We start from the raw sequence: 17,956 nt of genomic DNA on the forward strand, positions 1-17,956 counted from the left end.
CATGGAGTTATTTTTTTTGGGGGCGTCTTGTTTTCCTGTTCTTTCAATTTTTACGTTTTCGGAAACATTAAATTTGCATTTATATCGCTGACATTTCTATATTTGCGATTGACAACAAATAATAGAATCTGTCAGCGATATTATTATTGCATTTCATAAATCACGTCTCATCAGTCGGATTTCGAAGCTTTAAAGTGAAAACCAGTCACCCACAAAATATTTTCCTTATGTTTAAACCAATCCTATACATCCTGACTGCTTCATTGGCTCTTTCCGTGCCGGCAATGGCGGATGCACAGGCTAAAAAATCGCCGTCTGTATCCACAAGCATAGATAAGATTAAGAGCAACACAATCTCAGGAACAGTACTTGACGAAAACGAAGAACCGCTACCAGGTGCCACGGTGATGATTGAAGGCACCGGCGAAGGCACTTCAACTGACATGGACGGCAATTTCACCTTGCTTTGTCACAAGCCGGAGCCGACATTGGTGTTTTCCTACGTCGGCATGAAGACAAAACAAGTCAGGGTTGATAAAAATTACAATTATATCCGCATTGTGATGGAAGCGGTCCCCAACATGATGGAGGAAGTAGTCGTGACGGGCTATCAGAACATCAAGCGTGAAAACGCCACCGGTTCCTACCAGATAATACGGGCAGAGGATATGGACAAGCGTTACACCGGCGACATCACTTCTAACCTCGAAGGCCGGGTGCCCGGTGTGGTTTTCGACCCGAAATCCAACACCAAGGATGAAAATGCCATCACCATCCGAGGCAAAAGCACGTTCAACGCCAAGGAGTCGCCGCTCGTTGTTGTCGACGGGCTCCCGATCGAAGGCGGCATGAACACTGTCAACCCCTACGATATCGAAAACATCACCATTCTCAAAGATGCTGCGGCAGCCTCGATCTATGGTGCCCGCGCTTCAAACGGTGTCATTGTCATCACAAGCAAGAAAGCCAAGTCGCAGAAACTGAGCATCGACTTCAATGCCGATCTCCAGATCAGCGAGAAGATGAACTACGACAACTACAACTGGGCTTCGGCGGCCGATCTGATCCAACTCGAAAAATACAATTTCGATGCCATGCTCAAAAACAGCCCTCAGAGTATCCAGGACAATTTCAACCTGCTTGACCGCGGCAAAGCCAACGAGCTGACCCAGGTGATGCGAGTGCTTCTCGAAAACAACCGTGGCAATATCAGCGACGATGAGATGAACAGCACCTTCGACCGCTGGAGCCGTAACAACTACCGCAAGGAATATCAGAAAGTCCATGACCGCACCCAGGTCTCTCAGCAGTACAATCTTGCCTTGCGTGTCAATGGCAAAACCCTGTCGTCAAACATCGTAGTCAACTGGAACGGCAACAACGGCGGTGTCAGAGGCTATGATGCATCATCGCTCGCCCTCAAATATCTCGGTGATCTCAAAGTCGCTTCATGGATGGACCTCAATTTAAGCCTCAATGTGCTGAACAACCGCACCAAGAGTCATGCGCTCGGAAGCTATGGAAACATCAACTCATTCCTCGCATATCAATCCATGTACAACCCCGATGGTTCCCTTGCGCGCATGGAAGCCGACATCTACCCCGGCGAGGAAGTGCTTAACAATCCTGAATACGAACTTAAGGATGTGACCTACAACGTAGCTGACGAAATTGACAAAGGCTACAACACAAGCAAATCGCGCTACACCAATGTGCGCACCAACGTCCTTGCGCTTTTCCGTCTTCCCGTGACCGGATGGACTGCCCAGGCCCAGTTCCAGTATGAGGATATAGTTTCAATCAGCAGCACCCAATACAGCAAGGACTCTCAGTTCATGCGCAGCCTCTACAACCGCTACACAACCTCTTCCTCCGTGACTGAGTGGGTTGATACCGACGACCCATTCAACTGGGACTTCGGTAGCTGGGACGGTGATCCAGACCATTTTTATAAAGATCCTGTGACCATCAACAAGACAATCCACAACATCCCTGACGGCGACGCGCTGAGCGAAAGCACTGCACAAAGCCAGTACTATACATTCCGCGCACAGACCCGCTACAACCGCGAATTTCTCGGCGTACACGCCATCGACTTCATAGCCGGTTTCGAATACCGTCAGACCCATTCCTCTATGGAACAGGGCGGATACTACGGCTATGACCGCCAGACAAGCTCGAACCTCAACATGATCACCAACTGGGAATATATCAACAAACCGACCGTCGGTGTGATGGGCTCGAACTATACTCCCTATGGCGCACCCATAAGTTTTAGAACCTCTGAGACTCTTCACCGTTACTATTCTTACTACTTCACCGGCAACTATGTCTATGACAGCCGCTATTCTGTTTCAGGCAGCTACCGTGTCGACAAAGCCGACATGTTCGGAACCGACCCCAAATTCCGCGGCAAGCCCCTCTGGTCTGTCGGTGCTTCATGGAACGTCCACAACGAACGCTTCCTCCGCCCCGCCACCTGGCTCAATGTCCTTAAGCTCCGTGCCAGCTACGGTCTCACCGGCAATATCGACAACTCCGTGTCATCCTATCTTACCGCAAGCATGGCCACTAACCAGTTCGGCAATCTGCAAGGCACCCTTAACACACCCCCTAACGACCAGCTCCGTTGGGAAAAGACCGCCACTTGGAATGCCGGTATTGACTTCGCTTTCCTTGGCTACCGTCTCGCCGGTACATTCGACTTCTACCGCAAAAACAGCTCTGACATTCTGACTTCTGCCGAGCTCGACCCGACTACCGGGTGGACCACCCAGACCATCAACAGCGCCAAGATGACCAACACCGGTGTGGAACTTCAGCTTGACGGACAGATTCTTCCCGCGCGCCGCCGCAAAGACATCGGCATCAACCTCGGATTCAACATCGCCTATAACCACAATAAGGTGACCGACCTCCGTCGTTATCCGACCTCGGCAAGCGAATTTCTCGGCATGACCTATCACAAGGGCTATCCGCTCAACTCTCTCTTCTCGATCGACTATGCAGGCCTTGTTGACAAGGACGGCACAATCTTTGTCGGGTGGTATGACAGAAATGGAGAAGTCCAGACCACTTCTACCTCAAGTTCGACATTCACAATGGACGATGTCATCTTCTCAGGCACTACCACGCCCAAAATTTCCGGCTCTCTGACTCCGGAAATCAGATGGAACGGCTTCTCGCTCTCAGCAATGTTTGCCTTCTACGGCGGCCACTACATGCGCACCGACAATGACGCATGGACAAGCTTTACAGCCGGAACTGCCGGCTACAAGGGCGCTTTCGGCGATGCTTCCTTCTCCCGCGACCTTCTTCGCTACTGGAATGGCGATGAGGTTCCCGCCAACGGCTGGATGTCGACAAAGAACGGCAGCAACATCTCCACCGGCACTATCCGTAACACTGCCGTCAAACATGCCGACTACATGAAATTCCGCAGCCTGATCCTCAGCTACAGCTTCGATCAGAAACTTTGCCGGAAAATCGGACTCAACGATCTTCGTCTCCGTTTCCAGATGAACAATATAGCGACATGGGCGCGCAACGGCATAGGCATCGACCCCGAAGCCTATAATCTCACCTCCGGCTTCCACATGGATAAAACTCCGCGTAGCTACACTATGAGCCTTATGTTCAACCTCTAAAAAGCCAACCGACACAATGAAAAAGATATTACTGACACTTGCATCCGCTGCGATGTTGCTTACATCCTGTGATGACAAACTCGACATAAAGCCCTACGGTTCCTCAACCCTCAGTACAGTCGATGAACTTGAGACTCTTCTCAATGGGCTGCCATATCTGTGGTCAGGCAGCGACTACTTCGATCTGGAGGTCATCTGCAACAACACCTATCGTCCCTGGAACGGTGTCGCCGACTATATCGGCAATGACAACAGTCTCCGCTATGCCTATTTCACTTATGACGAAAGCATAGACCGGGCCGACCTTACTGATGATGACTATCGCTATAACAACCTTTATCAGAAAATAAATTATATGAACACGGTGATCTCCAAGGTGCCCGGCGCCGATGGAGGAACCGCTCAGAAGAAAGATCAGATCGTAGCCGAAGCCCGTGTGCGCCGTGCCTGGTATCACTTCCTGCTTGTCGGAATGTATGCCCGGCAGTATGACGAGGCCGAGGCCGACAAGCTTGGCGGAATCCCCTATGTCGATAACACCAATTCCGCCGAGGAAAAGACAAAACTCAGTCTCAAGAAGACCTATGAGCGGATTCTTGAGGATTGCGCTGACAATGTCCTCGAAAAACTCGTTCCGACCGGCGTCGACAACGTCTGCCGTTGCGGTCTCGACTTCGGCTACGGTGTCCGTGCCCGTGTGCTCTTCCAGATGAAACGCTATGACGAGGCTCTCCGCTATGCCGATCTCGCGCTGAAAATCAACGGCCGTCTTGAAAACCGCTCTGCTGTCAAAACTACAGGAAACTGGATTCTTGACTACGATTGTCCGAGCAACTACTATCTGATTTATTCAGACAATTCCAACCTCGGCGACTTGTATGGCTACGTGATTTCGCCCGAAGTCGCTGCCTGCATCGACCCGGATGACTACGTGTTCAAATATTATGTTGCCGAACCTTATATGGACCCAGCTTGGGGCACGCCTTATCCAACAGTTCCTGAAGGCTGTCTCCAGTCAAACATCGGTGATGCCCGTTGTAACGTCTGGGGCCTTCGTTCGGAGTCCATGTACTACATCAAGGCCGAGTGCCTGATCCGTTCAGGACAGATATCCGAAGGCCTCGCTCAGATTGACAAGGTCCGTGCCTCGCGCATCGAAGATCCTGAAATCTACGCTGACAAGACCGGTCTGACCGAAGCCGAGGCCATGAAGCTCCTCCAGGACAGCAAGCGTTTTGAATTCATCAAGACTTTCGAAAATTTCTTTGACCGCAAGCGCTGGAACTCGGAAGAAGCCTACAAGGCCACAATTGTCCGCGATCTCACCTCGCTCGGACTTGGTACATACTCCCTTTCGCCCGATTCGCCCATCTGGGTGTTCCCCTTCCCGATGAACGCTGTCAAACACAACAAATCTCTGACTCAGAACTATTGAACAGATCAAAAGACAACCCATAAATATCATTCATAAATATCATGATGAAAAGATTTTTCCTGAGTTCGGCTCTCTGTCTTGGCTTCGCCTTGACAGGAGCCGCACAGACTGAATTCCGCCACATTTCATTCGAAGAGGCTCTGACGGCAGCCAAAGCCGAGGGAAAGAAAGTGTTCATTGACTTCTACACCTCATGGTGCGGTCCGTGCAAGCGCCTTGCCGCCAATGTTTTCCCTACAAAAGAAGTGGGCGACTATATGAACAGCAACTACGTCTGTCTGAAACTTGATGCCGAAAAGGAAGGCGCCGATCTCGCAAAACAATTTCAGGTCAGCGCATATCCGACCCTGATTGTGGTCGACACCGACGGCAAACTCCTTGGCTCATTTGCCGGATATAAGGAAGGCAAGGATTTCATTGCGGCTGTCGATGCTCTCAAGGACCCTGAAATGAATCCCGAACGTGTAAAGGAACGCTATCTGGCCGGAGAGCGCAACGGCAAGCTCGTTTTTGCCTATGCCCGCTACCTCATGGAAAACAACCGTTCATATCAGGAGGGAATCCGTCAGAGCCAGCAGGTGATTGACGAGTATTTCAACTCACTCTCTGACTCCGACCGCCTGAAGCCCGAAAATGCGTTGATGTTCACAAACTACACCTATGAATATTCTAATCCGAGGCTGAAATTCATGTGCGACAACGTCAATGCTTTCGATGAATCACTGCGCGAGGATGTAAAGAAGATGATCGCCATTCTTTACCGCCAGGAAGCCTATCGCTATCTTTCCGGCAATCATCTTGTTGATGAAGCCTCTCGCTCTGCCTATGACCTCTTTAAAAAAGAATCGGCCGGCCTTGGCTATGCCGATGACTTTGCCGGAATGTTCCGCTTCATAGAGAAACGGGCCGAGTCTGATGACGCTGCCTATCTTGCATATTGCAACGAGAATTTTCCCTCGCTTGATGATGATGCGCAGTCAAGCCTTGTTTCCGGAGTGGGCGAGATCTTCAATACGGATACCCCTGAGCAGAAAAAAGCCATCTCGGCCTTTATCCGCAAATATATCGGCACAATGTCAAGCCAGGGAGTCTATATGGCGGCAATGTCGATCTATCAGCTTGAAAAGTAAAATAGGGGAGAGAGACTCCCTGTCTTGCTTAACATAAGGTTAATATATTTTGTGAGAGTGCTTGCCTGTTGCACGGGCAAGACACTCTCTGTTTGGTTGGAAATGGAACCGGCGCTTGGTTTGCGTCGGCTTCATTGTTTTTTTCTGCCGGTTTGTACACGTTTGTTGTTGAACGACCTCTTAAATTCGTGGTCCAAAATTTGGAAATTATGGCTCTGAATTGTAATTTTGTCGATTGATGAACGAGGAAAAGCGAAAAAGCGAGGCTGAAAGCCGTCTGCGTCAGTATCTTTCTGAGCGTCACCTGCGTTGTACTCCCGAACGTCTGGCGATTCTTGGAGTAGTTATGGATGCACGCGGTCCGTTTACACCAGCCGACCTGCTCACAGAGCTTTCCGGCCGTGACTTTCGGCTGAGCCAGGCTACTGTCTACAACACTCTGAAACTTCTTGAAGCAGCCTCGGTGGTCAGACATCGTCCTTCATCGGGCGGCGTAGAGACCTACGAATGCGCCTCGCGTGTCTACGAGCATCTCACCCTTGTCTGTTCGCGTTGCGGCCGCACCCGCGAGCTCCGCGATGCCGAACTCACCAAACTCATCAAGCTACGGCGCTATCCGTCGTTCGTCATGAGCGGTTTCGACCTTTATATCCACGGTCTGTGTTCGCGGTGCCGTGGGGTAGGGAGGGCCCGCCGGACAGCAAAAGAAAAATAAACATCACACAGTATAAATCATAGAACTTAGTAAAATCATGAAAGTTGACGTGCTTCTCGGTCTCCAGTGGGGCGACGAAGGGAAAGGTAAGGTGGTCGATGTGCTGACCCCGCGCTACGATGCAGTTGCCCGCTTCCAGGGTGGTCCAAATGCCGGCCACACCTTAGAGTTCGAAGGCAAGAAATATGTGCTCCGTTCAATTCCCTCAGGCATTTTCCAGCATGGCCAGATCAATATCATCGGCAATGGCGTGGTTCTTGACCCCGTGCTTTTCAAGCAGGAAGCCGAGGAACTTGAAAAAAGCGGAGTTGATCTGCGCTCCATCCTGAAGATCTCGAAAAAAGTTCATCTCATAACCCCGACCCACCGTCTGCTCGACGCTGCCAATGAAAAAGCCAAAGGCGGCAAAAAGATCGGCACCACAGGCAAGGGCATAGGCCCGACCTACACCGACAAGATCTCGCGCAACGGCCTGCGTCTCGGCGATGTCTTCCACAACTTCAAGGAAAAATATTCAACTCTGCGCCAGCGTCATCTCGAAATGCTCGCATCGCTCGGTGCCACCCCTGACAATCTCGAACAGCTTGAAGAAACCTGGATGGACGCCATTGTCTATCTCAAAGGCTTCGGCATTGTAGACTCCGAATTCCTCATCAACCAGCTTCTTGCCGAAGGCAAGAGTGTGCTCTGCGAAGGAGCTCAGGGCACGCTCCTCGACATTGACTTCGGTTCATATCCCTTTGTGACATCATCCAACACAATCAGCGCCGGTGCATGCTCCGGACTCGGTGTGGCTCCCAATAAGATCGGAGAAGTGTTCGGCATTTTCAAAGCCTACTGCACCCGCGTGGGCAGCGGTCCCTTCCCCACAGAACTTTTTGATGCCACCGGAAAACGCATCCGCGACCTCGGTCATGAATACGGCGCCGTTACCGGCCGCGAACGCCGCTGCGGATGGATCGACCTCGTGGCTCTCCGCTATGCCATCATGCTTAACGGTGTGACCCAGCTCATCATGATGAAGAGCGACGTACTTGACGATTTCGACGAAATCAAAGCCTGCGTGGCCTATCGCATAAACGGCCGCGAGACAACCCAGTTCCCATTCTCGATCGACGAAAGCATCGAACCCGTCTATGCCACTCTTCCCGGATGGAAGACCGACATGACCGGAATGCAGAGTGAATCGGAGTTCCCGAAGCAGTTCAAAGACTATATCGACTTCCTTGAAAAGGAACTTGCCACACCGATCACCATCGTGTCAATCGGTCCTGACAGAAAACAGACAATCATACGCGACAGAAAGGCCTGACAGGGGCCTTTCTCCTCGCCTTGTGACAATATACAACTTACCTTAAACCAAAAACCAAAACACATGGCAAAAGTAAAACCGTTCAAGGGGATTCGTCCCCCGCGTGAAATGGTCACCCGCGTCGCATCCCGTCCTTACGATGTTCTGAACTCCGAAGAAGCCCGCCATGAGGCCGAAGGAAATCCCAGCTCGCTCTATCACATCATCAAGCCTGAGATTGATTTCGAGCCCGGAACAGACGAGCATGACCCCAAGGTCTACGAAAAGGCCGTTGAAAACTTCAACGCTTTCCGTTCCAACGGATGGCTGGTCCAGGACGAAGAGGACCACTACTACATCTATGCCCAGACCATGAACGGCCGCACTCAGTACGGCATCGTTGTGGCTGCCAATGTGGCTGACTACATGGAAGGACGCATCAAGAAGCATGAGCTTACACGCCGTGACAAGGAAGAAGACCGCATGAAGCATGTCCGCATCAACAATGCCAACGTCGAACCGGTGTTCTTCGCTTTCCCTGACAACGAACCGCTGCAGAAAGTCATCGACACTGTCACTGCCGGCGAGCCTGAATATGACTTCACTGCTCCTGACGGCTTCGGCCACCACTTCTGGGTTATCAGTGACCCGGTTATGATTCAGTGCGTTACCGAAGAGTTTGCCAAGATCCCTTATCTATATATCGCCGACGGCCATCATCGTTCAGCAGCAGCAGCACTGGTGGGGCATGAGAAAGCCCAGGCCAATCCCGCGCATACCGGCGAAGAGGAATATAACTATTTCCTTGCCGTGGCTTTCCCCGCTTCGCATCTTAACATCATCGACTACAACCGTGTGGTGAAAGATCTCAACGGTCTCACCCCCGCGCAGTTCCTCGACCGTGTGGCCGAAAACTTCATAGTCGAAGAAAAGGGCGCTGACGAATATCGCCCCCAGGAGCTCCACAACTTCGCGCTCTACCTCGGCGGAAAATGGTATTCGCTCACAGCCAAGCCCGGAACCTATAATGACAATGATCCCATCGGAGTGCTTGACGTGACCATCTCAAGCGATCTGATTCTGCGTGACATCCTCGGCATAACCGACCTCCGCAGCGACAAGCGCATCGACTTCGTGGGTGGCATCCGCGGCCTCGGCGAACTCAGCCGGCGTGTCGACTCCGGAGAGATGGCTGTGGCCCTTGCTCTCTATCCAGTGTCGATGAAGCAACTGATGGATATCGCGGACACCGGCAACATCATGCCTCCGAAGACAACCTGGTTCGAACCTAAACTCCGTTCAGGCCTCGTTATCCACAAACTCGACTGATACCGCCAATCACCCTTGGCAGTCAGACCGATCGGCCTGACTGCCAAGGGCAATAAAAAAACAAATCTCACAGATCCGTCGCGGATTTGTGAGATTTTTTGTTGGCTATGTCTGATATGATAAAACTATGGTTGTTATAGTGTGTATTTTATGAGAGTCGTGTTTTAGGCTGTCGGGCTGTTGACGCCGATGATCCGCTTGGCTCCGATGTAGCGTTTGGAGTAGTAACCGCCGTCGGGGAAACGCTGGTAGGTCACGCCCTGCGATGTCGATGCGTGGATGAATGTGCATGAGCCGTCTTCCTTGACATCGACCACCATTGCCACATGGCCAACGGTCTTCTTGCCTCCTGCTCGGCCTGAGAAGAAGAGCAGGTCACCGGGACGGAGATCTTCGGTGTTCACCTTTTCTCCTTCGGTGTACTGGCTGCGTGACGAGCGGCTGAGATTGAAACCGAATTTCTTGAACACGTAGCCCACAAAACCTGAGCAATCGAAAGCCGAAGGGCCGGAAGCTCCGCGACGATAGCGTGTGCCGAGAAATTTTGCAGCGTAATCGGTCATCTTGCCGATGAGATCTGAATCAAACTCCTCCTCTGCACTTTCTTCTGAAGTGAAAGGCGAGAATGCCTGAAGGGCGCTGATGGCATCTCCGCTTACGCCCGATGCCGCGTTAAACAACTCTATGTGGGCTGCCGGAAGCTTGAAGGGAGTGGGATTCTGTTCTGCTTTAGTCTGAATGGAACACATGAGCGGGAGCAGGAGTGTTGCCATTGCAGTCACTATATATTGTTTCATGTCTTGTTGATGATTCTTAATTTCATTTATCGGCCTCTGTGGCCTCCATTTCTGAATTGCATTGCAAAATTAGTAAAAATTTGTCGTACTTCTGCGTAGTCGGCTGAAAATCTTGTAATTTCAATAGGTCTTAATTCCGTGCCGACAATTTTACGGAAATGTTTTTGAGGATGTTACAGGTCCATAATCTGCTACGAATGTGTCATATTGATTTTTAGTTTTACCAATTATTGAGAATGATTGAAATCGCTTGGTTAATTCTTGGAGTTCATGCTCTGATGCCTTAGGAATCACAACAGACCATTGGAGTGTTCCACAAATACTCTTGCCATAGAAATCAGATGCTGCTTGGGGAGAAGGATATTCCCAGTGATAATTCGGCTCGGATACAAGAAATGACGCATCTATCATATTCTGAATGTTTTCATCATACCATTTGTTGAAATCTTCACTATTACTGTGTATATAAGAGAAAGATTCCAGATACACTATCCTCCACGGTCCTGTAAATTGAGGATTGAATTTTCTATACGATGCTCCTAAAGTAGAGTTATCTGCTTTGCCAATCAAAGTATTGAAAGATTCAGTTTTGAATTTTGCTTCCTCCTCGGTATTTACATATTCTAACCACTTTATAATTAAAGTGGATTCATACGAAAATGATGGCATATTGCGAACTGGGATTGAATATGTCATTATTTCCTCATTTTCTTGACACCATCGTAAATAGTCATTTATACATTCGGGGTTAACAGATATTCCGGATGCTTGATATTCAACAAGCCATTTGTCTTGTGCCATCGGCGTTGGATCATCAGAAGAGCATCCATATAGAAAGATGCTTAATATCCCGATTGTCCAATATAAGTATTTCATTTTCCGATTTGTTTTTCAAGTTGAGTAATACGCTCTTTGAGCATGGCGATAGTTTCTGATTTGGATTTGAGGGCATCGTTTAGAGTAGTGATTGTATCCACAAGACCATTTATACGCGCTATGTCCTCTGAGTTGTCTTCTTTTCTTATTAGCATTTCACCGTTGCCCCTTAGCAGCCACTCAGCAGAGATTTCAGGATATGCCTGAAGAATGCTTACAACTGTTTCGATACTGATACCTCTAAGACCCTTAATCTGGTTATCAAGGGTCTTTTGAGGTATTCCGCTTCTTATGGCAAGTGCGCGAATCGACATGCCGCTATATGCAACGATTTCCTTTAGACGGGTAAGAATGTCCATATTACCTAAATGTTAATAATTCTAAAAATTAGCCCAAACGAGCCTACATAATTTGCATTATTAGCTCAAATGGGCTAACTTTGCATCATCTTCAATCAAACACTACAAAATTAGCGAATTTGATTGAGATGAGCAAGAACATAATCAACAAAATATAAGCAAGATGACCCCAAACGAGACTAAACTCCAAAACCTCCGCAACTACCTTGATACCCTCATCGGGGAGTATCGGGAGGCAATTTCATCATCCGTCCGCGAGATGGAGAAGTTCAATATCTCTCCCGAAGATTTCCGCAAAGAGTCCGTCAGCCTCAACGTAGCCGCCTTTACCCTCGGCTATCTCAATCTGGCAAAAGAGGTATCCGAAAAATCGGACTACAAAACAACCGAGAATTATATCCGCTTCCACAAGCATCAGATTGAAACCAAAGCGATCGGCGAGGCTGGCGTAATCACTCTTGCCCAGAACGCCACAATCTCGGCTCTCTCTACCATCATCACCCTCTACCTTGATAAGTAAAGTCAAACCAATAACCCCAACAAAGTATGGCAAATTTAACCCCTTACTGCTACAAAGCACTCAATGCAGAGTCTTACAACGCTCTCGCCGCTCAGGTTGTAACTTCAACCATCAACGCATCATTCTTCCCCAAACTCTTCACCATTGTAGTAACTCCCCAAGAGGGAGAGGAAGAAGCCTTTAGGGAGATTGGCAAGTTCATCGACACCGAGGGTCTGAGTTTCCACATCAACCCCATCATCCTCCACGATGAGTGCCAGGGAGAAATCATCGACGACGAAGTAACACCGTCCTGCATCCTCCAATCCATCATCCACAAGTTGCTTGAAGAGAAAGCACACGACAAAGAGGTTGCGACCAGTCTACAGACTCGTCTTGATGCCTGCGAAGATAATCTCAACTCGGTTCGCAAGGACAAAGAAAGCTACTACAAATGGTGGCAGGAAGAGGTCTCCAAGCGAACCCGTCTGGAAGAGAGCGTTAAAGCCTTCCGCACCCTGCTCAACGCGGTAGTTGAGTAACCCCGCCAAAGTCAAACCAACCTATAAGGCCGGTTGAGTTGCAAATCAACCGAAAGGCGCAAGCCTTGGAGAATGTGGTGTAACGGTAGCACAAGAAGGAACCGAAGGTGCAGGTTCGAATCCTGCCATTCTCGCAACCAAAGAAGAGTACCTTGACAAGTCTGAAATTCCGCTGAGATGGCTGGACGGGAGACCGCCGGAACATCAGCGATGAGTGGTAGCCGATAAAGAAGCATTCGAGTATGCCGAGAGGTGAAAGACACTTTGAGACGGGTCGGTGCCACGGTAAGAAAGAACCATCCGAGCTTATGCCGAACAATGACGGATGGCGGGTTGAGTCGTGTCCGCCCGTGGCAAATGGACCGGTTATTAACGATTATCCCCGGTTGGAGTAAGCAACTATGATTTTTACGCGAAACAACCGGCAAATATATCAGAACGGTGTAGCTCAATTGGTAGAGCAACGAGGTATGATAATCCGTAGGTCGGCGGTTCAAGTCCGCCCACCGTTCCTAACTCAAATTCTACGAATATGGATAAGACTATTAAAGTAGCCACTCTCGGCATAGCTGAAGAGCTTAGAAATATGGAGATAGGCGATGTCGTTCAGTTTCCTGTCCCCAAGTATAATTACAATTCAATTCGCACTTCTCCCGGCACCACACTTGTAGCCGAAACAATGGAGGGTCGAAAGTGGAAAACCAAAAAGGACATTGACAATAAATGTGTCCTTGTTACAAGAACCGCGTAAGCCTATGGGAAGATGTCTTGTAACTTCGGTCAACCCTGCGGAGATCATGCTTGAGAATATATTTCGCGTCATGGAGCGTGAGACATTCTGCAAAGATACGGCTGCAAAAATCGTTGGCGGTGTAAAGAAGTTAGAGGACTTGATTGCCGCCGGCGAAATTGATGCTGAAAAGGGATGCAACGCCCAGAACAGCAAATGGAAATGCAATGCTGCACAAGTTCTGCGACATTGCCGGAATATGAGAAACAAATGAACTTACCACATAGTAGCCCGTGAGGGTGTTTTTCATTATAAGAATCAATAGATTGCCTTGAGTGCCCGTGAGGGTCGTGGCATCATCTTTAATCAAACCCCGATAGCCGAGCGGGTAATCTCGGCCACTTGGTCGGTAAAGTTCACGTGTTGGAGGCGTGAGGAGCGAAATAACCGATGGAGCCATCGGCCCTCATGGGTTCGATTCCCATACCGGCCACACCCCAAATTAGAATAATATCATTAACGCCGGATGGTCTGTGAAGATAGTCCGGTTTTTTCACATGAGAGACTGACATTTGGTGAGTGTCCCCCGGGTTGAACCGGGCGTAGGTGAATAATCGCGGCCGCTAAATAGCCTACAAGCAGGTTCGACTCCTGCTCTCTCAACTACATCATCAAAACACATCATCAAAATGGATAAGCCAACAATCTCCAAGCGCATCAGCGCCGGAACTCGCGTCTATTACATCGACGCGCACAACGACCGCAAAGGTCAGCCGTATATTTCCATTTCGGAAATACCTACCGACAAATCGCCAGGCAAAAAGAAAAGGCAGTGTATCTTCCTCCATGCAGAGAACGTGGACCAATTCGCCCAGGCATTTGCCGAGGTTGCAAACCATATTAAAAATGACACTCAAGGATGACCCGATTGTTCTTCTCGGCTGGAGTTGCCCGTATTGTGGTTCTCCAACAAAACTCGTTGACGACACGGAAATCTACGGGCGATCATACGGTACCAAGTGCTATCTCTGCAAACCGTGTGGAGTGTGGGTCGGCTGTCATAAGAACTCGGACAAAGCACTCGGCCGAGTCGCAAACAAAGAACTGCGACAACTGAAGCATCAGGCTCACGAGGCTTTTGACCCCATCTGGAAAGACGGCTATCTTCCACGCACTGCCGCTTATGAGGTCTTGTCCGTTGCTTTCGGACTCCCGATAGAGCAAACTCACATAGGAATGTTCGATGAGGATATGTGCCGGAAAGTAATCTCATTGTCAAACACAATTCTTAAATACATCAGAGAAGATGGCTAAACAAATAACACGCGGCAAGTTTCTCCTTATAGAATGTACCGCTGGTGAGCTGATGAATGCTGTCGGCTCCGACATCTGCATCTGCGATTGGTGTGGCAGACCATACCTCCCCTCTGATAAAGGGGTCTACATTGCAGTCCATAATCATTGGTATTGTAAGGAGTGCTTTTATGAATGGGCGGCACAAGCCACCTGGTATCCCCAAGATGCCGATGTTGAGCGTAAGAATTTCAGCTTCTATGCTCCTCGTCTCGGAGTCAAATGTCAGTAAATGTTAAGGCGTAAAAATGGCGGGCAATGCGTTTGTGTAACTCGCTAAAAATGACTAACTTTACTGTATATCAGAAACAATGATATTAAAAGTCAAACCAATAAAAACCTACCTATATGGCAAAGGAAAAACAACCAAAAGTTGAGCAAGACCAAGAGGTCAACGATGCTCAGATGAAAACCGAGGCAGAGGCTAAGGCAATCATCGAAAACAACCTCCGCTTCTACTCGCAAGGATGCGAGGTTCCGGCAGACGCGCTCAAACCAATCAGAGCAGGCCGACTCAAAGGGATGTCCGATGTGAATCCGATGTGGCGCATGAAGAGAATGACCGAGATTTTCGGTCCTGTCGGATTCGGCTGGAAATACGAAATTGTAAAGCAGTGGACTGAGACCTACGGAAACGAGGTCAAGTGTTTCTGCGTTGTCAATCTCTTTGTCCGCGATCCCGAAACAAAAGAGTGGAGTGAGCCTATACCCGGCAGTGGAGGTTCTGCCATCGTATCAATGGAGAGCAAGGGTGCTTATGTGAATGATGAGGGCTACAAGATGGCTCTTACCGATGCACTCTCAATCGCCATGAAGCCGCTCGGAATCGGAGGCAATATCTGGTATGGTCCCAAAGCGTCAGGGCATAATGAGAGCAAGTATGAGGCATCCACAAGAGAAGATGCCAATCAGAACCAACATCCTCAGCAAAGTCAAGGCACCTCAGCGATGGCGTTCACCGGCGCACAGCTCAACCAAGCCATTCAGGAAATGAACGCAACCACCACTGAGGCAGAATTTCAGGCTTGCTGGCAGAAATGGGCACAAATATCTCCTGCGTTGACAAGCAATGGCACTGACTTCTACAAAGCCGCGTGTGCAAAAATCAACGCTATCAAAAATCCCTCCGCAAAATGATGCAGTTCAAACAATCCCCTGTAATCTTCGACGAGGATAGCCACAGCTATCAACTCGACGGCAAGAGATTGCTCGGCATCACGGGACTTATACACTCAATCCTCGGATTGGGTGTATATCCCGATGCAAGTGAGCACGTCAAAGATTTCATCATTCCAAGAGCCGGAAGTCGCGGCACCGCCGTTCACCATGCCATTCAGACCTATGACCAACTCGGTATCAAGCAGACTACTCAGATAGTCCACACTCGCTACGGATGCCGGGAGCGTGATAACATTTCCTATGTTGATGAGACGTGGGATGTGAGTTCAGAACTTGAGGCATATATCCGACACCTCAACGGGTTCAAACCTCTTGCCAACGAGTTAACTGTTTCCGACAATGTGCGCTACGCCTCGCAGATAGACAATGTTTGGCAGTACGAGAAAACGGGTGGTATATGGCTTGTCGATACCAAGACTAACAACATCAAACTCTATCCGCTTTGCGGCTACTACAACGCCAACTATTTCAATAGCGGTGAAGATGCCCTCAAAGAATACCTCTCCTGGCAGCTCTCAATCTACGCAGAGTTATTTGAGGCAGAGAACCCCGGACTAAAGGTGGAGGGGCTGGCTTGCAACTGGCTGAAAGCCGATGCCGATGCGTTCTGGGTTATAGAGCGCAAGCCATCGGAGTTGGTTCAGGAACTCCTTAAAACCACCTATTTTTTCAGCGACAATGGGCCGGTCTATTTCCATCCCGATTTGTCGATGTTCGGCATCGGCTCGACTCTCCCTGCCGAAGTCAAAGAGCAAACTCCGATAGTTGCCCCCGATGTAGTGGATTATTTCACAAGACTTCTGAAAACATATAAGGATGCAGAGGCGAAACTTGAAGAGGCTAAAACAGCATTGAGAGCCGCCATGACCGAGCATAAAGTGAAGTCTTTTGATTTTGGCACATTCAGTGCCACAATCGGAGCCGACAGCGTTTCAACCTCCTTTGACACCAAAACATTCAAAAAGGATCATCCCGAACTATACAAGAAATATGCCTCATCAAAAGCCAAAAAGGGCAGTTTCACAATAAAACTCAAAGACAATGATTAAATTTTCAGCAACAAACGCCCTGGTTCACTCGGTTACTCCGGTGATTGAGATTGAGTCCAGATCCGGCGGTCAGCCGTTCTGCAAACGAGAGCTCATCATTGATGACTCTTGGGATAAGGATGGCAAGCATTATGCCAACTTCGTTTCAATCGAGTTCACCGGCGACAAGATGGCTCAACTTGACAGTGTCTATCCCGGTATGCGTGTGAACGTGGATGGACTTCTGAGCGGCCGAGAGTATAACAACCGCATCTACAACTCCGTCAGGGGTCAGTCGGTTTCTCCTTATCAGGCTCAACAGCAGAGCGCGCCCGCCCCGGCCCCCATGCCTATCGGTTATCCTCAGCAACCGCAGTATCAGCAGGCTCCCGGCTATCAAGCAGCTCCCATGCCTGGTGGCTATCCTCAACAGCCTGCCGCTCCTGCTTATCCACAGCAACCTCAACAGTATGCACCACAACCCGCGCCGGCGGCCGCGCCCGTGGCGGCTCCGGCACAGCAGCCATACAGTCAACCATCCTCGCCGGGTGTGAATGACCTACCGTTTCCCCACTGATGGAAGCCAATCTCACCAAACGTAACGGAGTAGTGACAATGGATAAGACTTTTGACCTTATGTGTTCACTACTCCGTAACGGAGAATATGTGGTCAAGATAGTACGAAAGACTCAACCTCGTACCATATCCCAGAACTCATTGATGTGGATGTGGTACAAGTGTATGGAAGAGGCTACGGGAACTCCCAAAGAGGACTTTCACGACTACTATAAGGCCAAGTATCTGAGCCGTGATGTTGTTGTCGGTAAAAGGTGGTATCGGGTCCCCGGCAGTACAACCGACCTCAACACCTTGCAGATGACAAACTATCTGGAAAAGGTCAAAGCGGATGCCGCCACGGAATTTGGCATCATGCTCCCACTCCCCGAAGATAGGAACTATCAAACGTTCATATCGGAATACAGAATAAGATAACTCGTCGGACAGTCTTAATGACCGCCCGGCTTTTTTATTAACAATTTCAAAAA

General features: G+C 49.4%; 20 protein-coding genes and 2 tRNA genes. 19 read left to right on the forward strand and 3 right to left on the reverse strand.

Annotation, left to right across the window (positions count from 1 at the left end; genetic code table 11):
* Positions 1 to 227 precede the first annotated feature (227 nt).
* The 6 genes from FDZ78_RS12700 (at position 228) to FDZ78_RS12725 (ending at position 9,547) form a co-directional block, all read left to right on the forward strand.
* On the forward strand, positions 228 to 3,647 hold the full coding sequence (locus FDZ78_RS12700; RefSeq protein ID WP_124075945.1) for a SusC/RagA family TonB-linked outer membrane protein: 3,420 nt from the start codon (positions 228 to 230) through the stop codon (positions 3,645 to 3,647).
* Between the two features lie 16 nt (positions 3,648 to 3,663).
* Positions 3,664 to 5,082, forward strand: a complete 1,419-nt coding sequence (locus tag FDZ78_RS12705) for a RagB/SusD family nutrient uptake outer membrane protein (RefSeq protein ID WP_123399189.1) — start codon at positions 3,664 to 3,666, stop codon at positions 5,080 to 5,082.
* A gap of 41 nt (positions 5,083 to 5,123) precedes the next feature.
* Positions 5,124 to 6,212: a thioredoxin family protein gene (locus FDZ78_RS12710; RefSeq protein WP_107033055.1), complete on the forward strand. Its 1,089-nt coding sequence runs from the start codon at positions 5,124 to 5,126 to the stop codon at positions 6,210 to 6,212.
* A 238-nt stretch (positions 6,213 to 6,450) separates the two neighbouring features.
* On the forward strand, positions 6,451 to 6,927 hold the full coding sequence (locus FDZ78_RS12715; RefSeq protein ID WP_107033054.1) for a Fur family transcriptional regulator: 477 nt from the start codon (positions 6,451 to 6,453) through the stop codon (positions 6,925 to 6,927).
* Positions 6,928 to 6,964: 37 nt separating this feature from the next.
* Entirely contained in the window at positions 6,965 to 8,239 is a 1,275-nt protein-coding gene (locus FDZ78_RS12720) for an adenylosuccinate synthase (RefSeq protein ID WP_107033053.1), read from the forward strand.
* Between the two features lie 63 nt (positions 8,240 to 8,302).
* Complete coding sequence (locus FDZ78_RS12725; protein WP_124075946.1) at positions 8,303 to 9,547, forward strand: DUF1015 domain-containing protein; 1,245 nt, start codon at positions 8,303 to 8,305, stop codon at positions 9,545 to 9,547.
* Positions 9,548 to 9,711: 164 nt separating this feature from the next.
* Here FDZ78_RS12725 and FDZ78_RS12730 read toward each other — a convergent pair whose 3' ends face one another.
* The 3 genes from FDZ78_RS12730 to FDZ78_RS12740 form a co-directional block, all read right to left on the reverse strand.
* Positions 9,712 to 10,344, reverse strand: a complete 633-nt coding sequence (locus FDZ78_RS12730) for a C40 family peptidase (protein ID WP_123400449.1) — start codon at positions 10,342 to 10,344, stop codon at positions 9,712 to 9,714.
* Positions 10,345 to 10,494: 150 nt separating this feature from the next.
* The gene (locus tag FDZ78_RS12735) at positions 10,495 to 11,220 is read right to left on the reverse strand and encodes a hypothetical protein (protein WP_136408690.1); all 726 of its coding nucleotides are present in this window, start codon (positions 11,218 to 11,220) and stop codon (positions 10,495 to 10,497) included.
* Positions 11,217 to 11,579, reverse strand: coding sequence for a helix-turn-helix domain-containing protein (locus FDZ78_RS12740; protein WP_135472283.1), 363 nt, complete (start codon positions 11,577 to 11,579; stop codon positions 11,217 to 11,219). The genes FDZ78_RS12735 and FDZ78_RS12740 overlap by 4 nt, the downstream gene beginning before the upstream one ends.
* Before the next feature lie 163 nt (positions 11,580 to 11,742).
* Between FDZ78_RS12740 and FDZ78_RS12745 the strand changes: the two genes are divergently transcribed.
* The 13 genes from FDZ78_RS12745 (at position 11,743) to FDZ78_RS12805 (ending at position 17,903) form a co-directional block, all read left to right on the forward strand.
* A complete protein-coding gene (locus FDZ78_RS12745; protein WP_136408691.1) occupies positions 11,743 to 12,099 on the forward strand; it encodes a hypothetical protein in 357 nt (118 codons plus the stop codon).
* Positions 12,100 to 12,125: 26 nt separating this feature from the next.
* Entirely contained in the window at positions 12,126 to 12,620 is a 495-nt protein-coding gene (locus FDZ78_RS12750) for a hypothetical protein (RefSeq protein ID WP_136408692.1), read from the forward strand.
* Between the two features lie 68 nt (positions 12,621 to 12,688).
* Positions 12,689 to 12,754 (forward strand) — tRNA-OTHER (locus tag FDZ78_RS12755).
* A gap of 303 nt (positions 12,755 to 13,057) precedes the next feature.
* Positions 13,058 to 13,132, forward strand: a tRNA-Ile gene (locus FDZ78_RS12760).
* Between the two features lie 20 nt (positions 13,133 to 13,152).
* Positions 13,153 to 13,371, forward strand: a complete 219-nt coding sequence (locus tag FDZ78_RS12765) for a hypothetical protein (RefSeq protein WP_124076704.1) — start codon at positions 13,153 to 13,155, stop codon at positions 13,369 to 13,371.
* A 46-nt stretch (positions 13,372 to 13,417) separates the two neighbouring features.
* Positions 13,418 to 13,624: a hypothetical protein gene (locus FDZ78_RS12770; RefSeq protein WP_240743517.1), complete on the forward strand. Its 207-nt coding sequence runs from the start codon at positions 13,418 to 13,420 to the stop codon at positions 13,622 to 13,624.
* 415 nt (positions 13,625 to 14,039) lie between these two features.
* Entirely contained in the window at positions 14,040 to 14,273 is a 234-nt protein-coding gene (locus tag FDZ78_RS12775; RefSeq protein WP_136408693.1) for a DUF3276 family protein, read from the forward strand.
* On the forward strand, positions 14,257 to 14,664 hold the full coding sequence (locus FDZ78_RS12780) for a zinc-finger-containing protein (RefSeq protein ID WP_136408694.1): 408 nt from the start codon (positions 14,257 to 14,259) through the stop codon (positions 14,662 to 14,664). The genes FDZ78_RS12775 and FDZ78_RS12780 overlap by 17 nt, the downstream gene beginning before the upstream one ends.
* The gene (locus tag FDZ78_RS12785; RefSeq protein WP_124076771.1) at positions 14,657 to 14,935 is read left to right on the forward strand and encodes a demethylase; all 279 of its coding nucleotides are present in this window, start codon (positions 14,657 to 14,659) and stop codon (positions 14,933 to 14,935) included. The genes FDZ78_RS12780 and FDZ78_RS12785 overlap by 8 nt, the downstream gene beginning before the upstream one ends.
* 116 nt (positions 14,936 to 15,051) lie before the next feature.
* Complete coding sequence (locus FDZ78_RS12790; protein ID WP_136408695.1) at positions 15,052 to 15,840, forward strand: hypothetical protein; 789 nt, start codon at positions 15,052 to 15,054, stop codon at positions 15,838 to 15,840.
* Positions 15,837 to 16,931, forward strand: a complete 1,095-nt coding sequence (locus tag FDZ78_RS12795; RefSeq protein ID WP_136408696.1) for a hypothetical protein — start codon at positions 15,837 to 15,839, stop codon at positions 16,929 to 16,931. Before FDZ78_RS12790 ends, FDZ78_RS12795 begins: the two co-directional genes overlap by 4 nt.
* Positions 16,924 to 17,487: a DUF3127 domain-containing protein gene (locus tag FDZ78_RS12800; protein WP_124076598.1), complete on the forward strand. Its 564-nt coding sequence runs from the start codon at positions 16,924 to 16,926 to the stop codon at positions 17,485 to 17,487. The genes FDZ78_RS12795 and FDZ78_RS12800 overlap by 8 nt, the downstream gene beginning before the upstream one ends.
* The gene (locus FDZ78_RS12805; protein WP_136408698.1) at positions 17,487 to 17,903 is read left to right on the forward strand and encodes a hypothetical protein; all 417 of its coding nucleotides are present in this window, start codon (positions 17,487 to 17,489) and stop codon (positions 17,901 to 17,903) included. Before FDZ78_RS12800 ends, FDZ78_RS12805 begins: the two co-directional genes overlap by 1 nt.
* Positions 17,904 to 17,956: the final 53 nt, after the last annotated feature.

It is taken from the genome of Duncaniella sp. B8 (assembly GCF_005304985.1).
In the GTDB taxonomy this organism is placed as follows: domain Bacteria; phylum Bacteroidota; class Bacteroidia; order Bacteroidales; family Muribaculaceae; genus Duncaniella; species Duncaniella muris.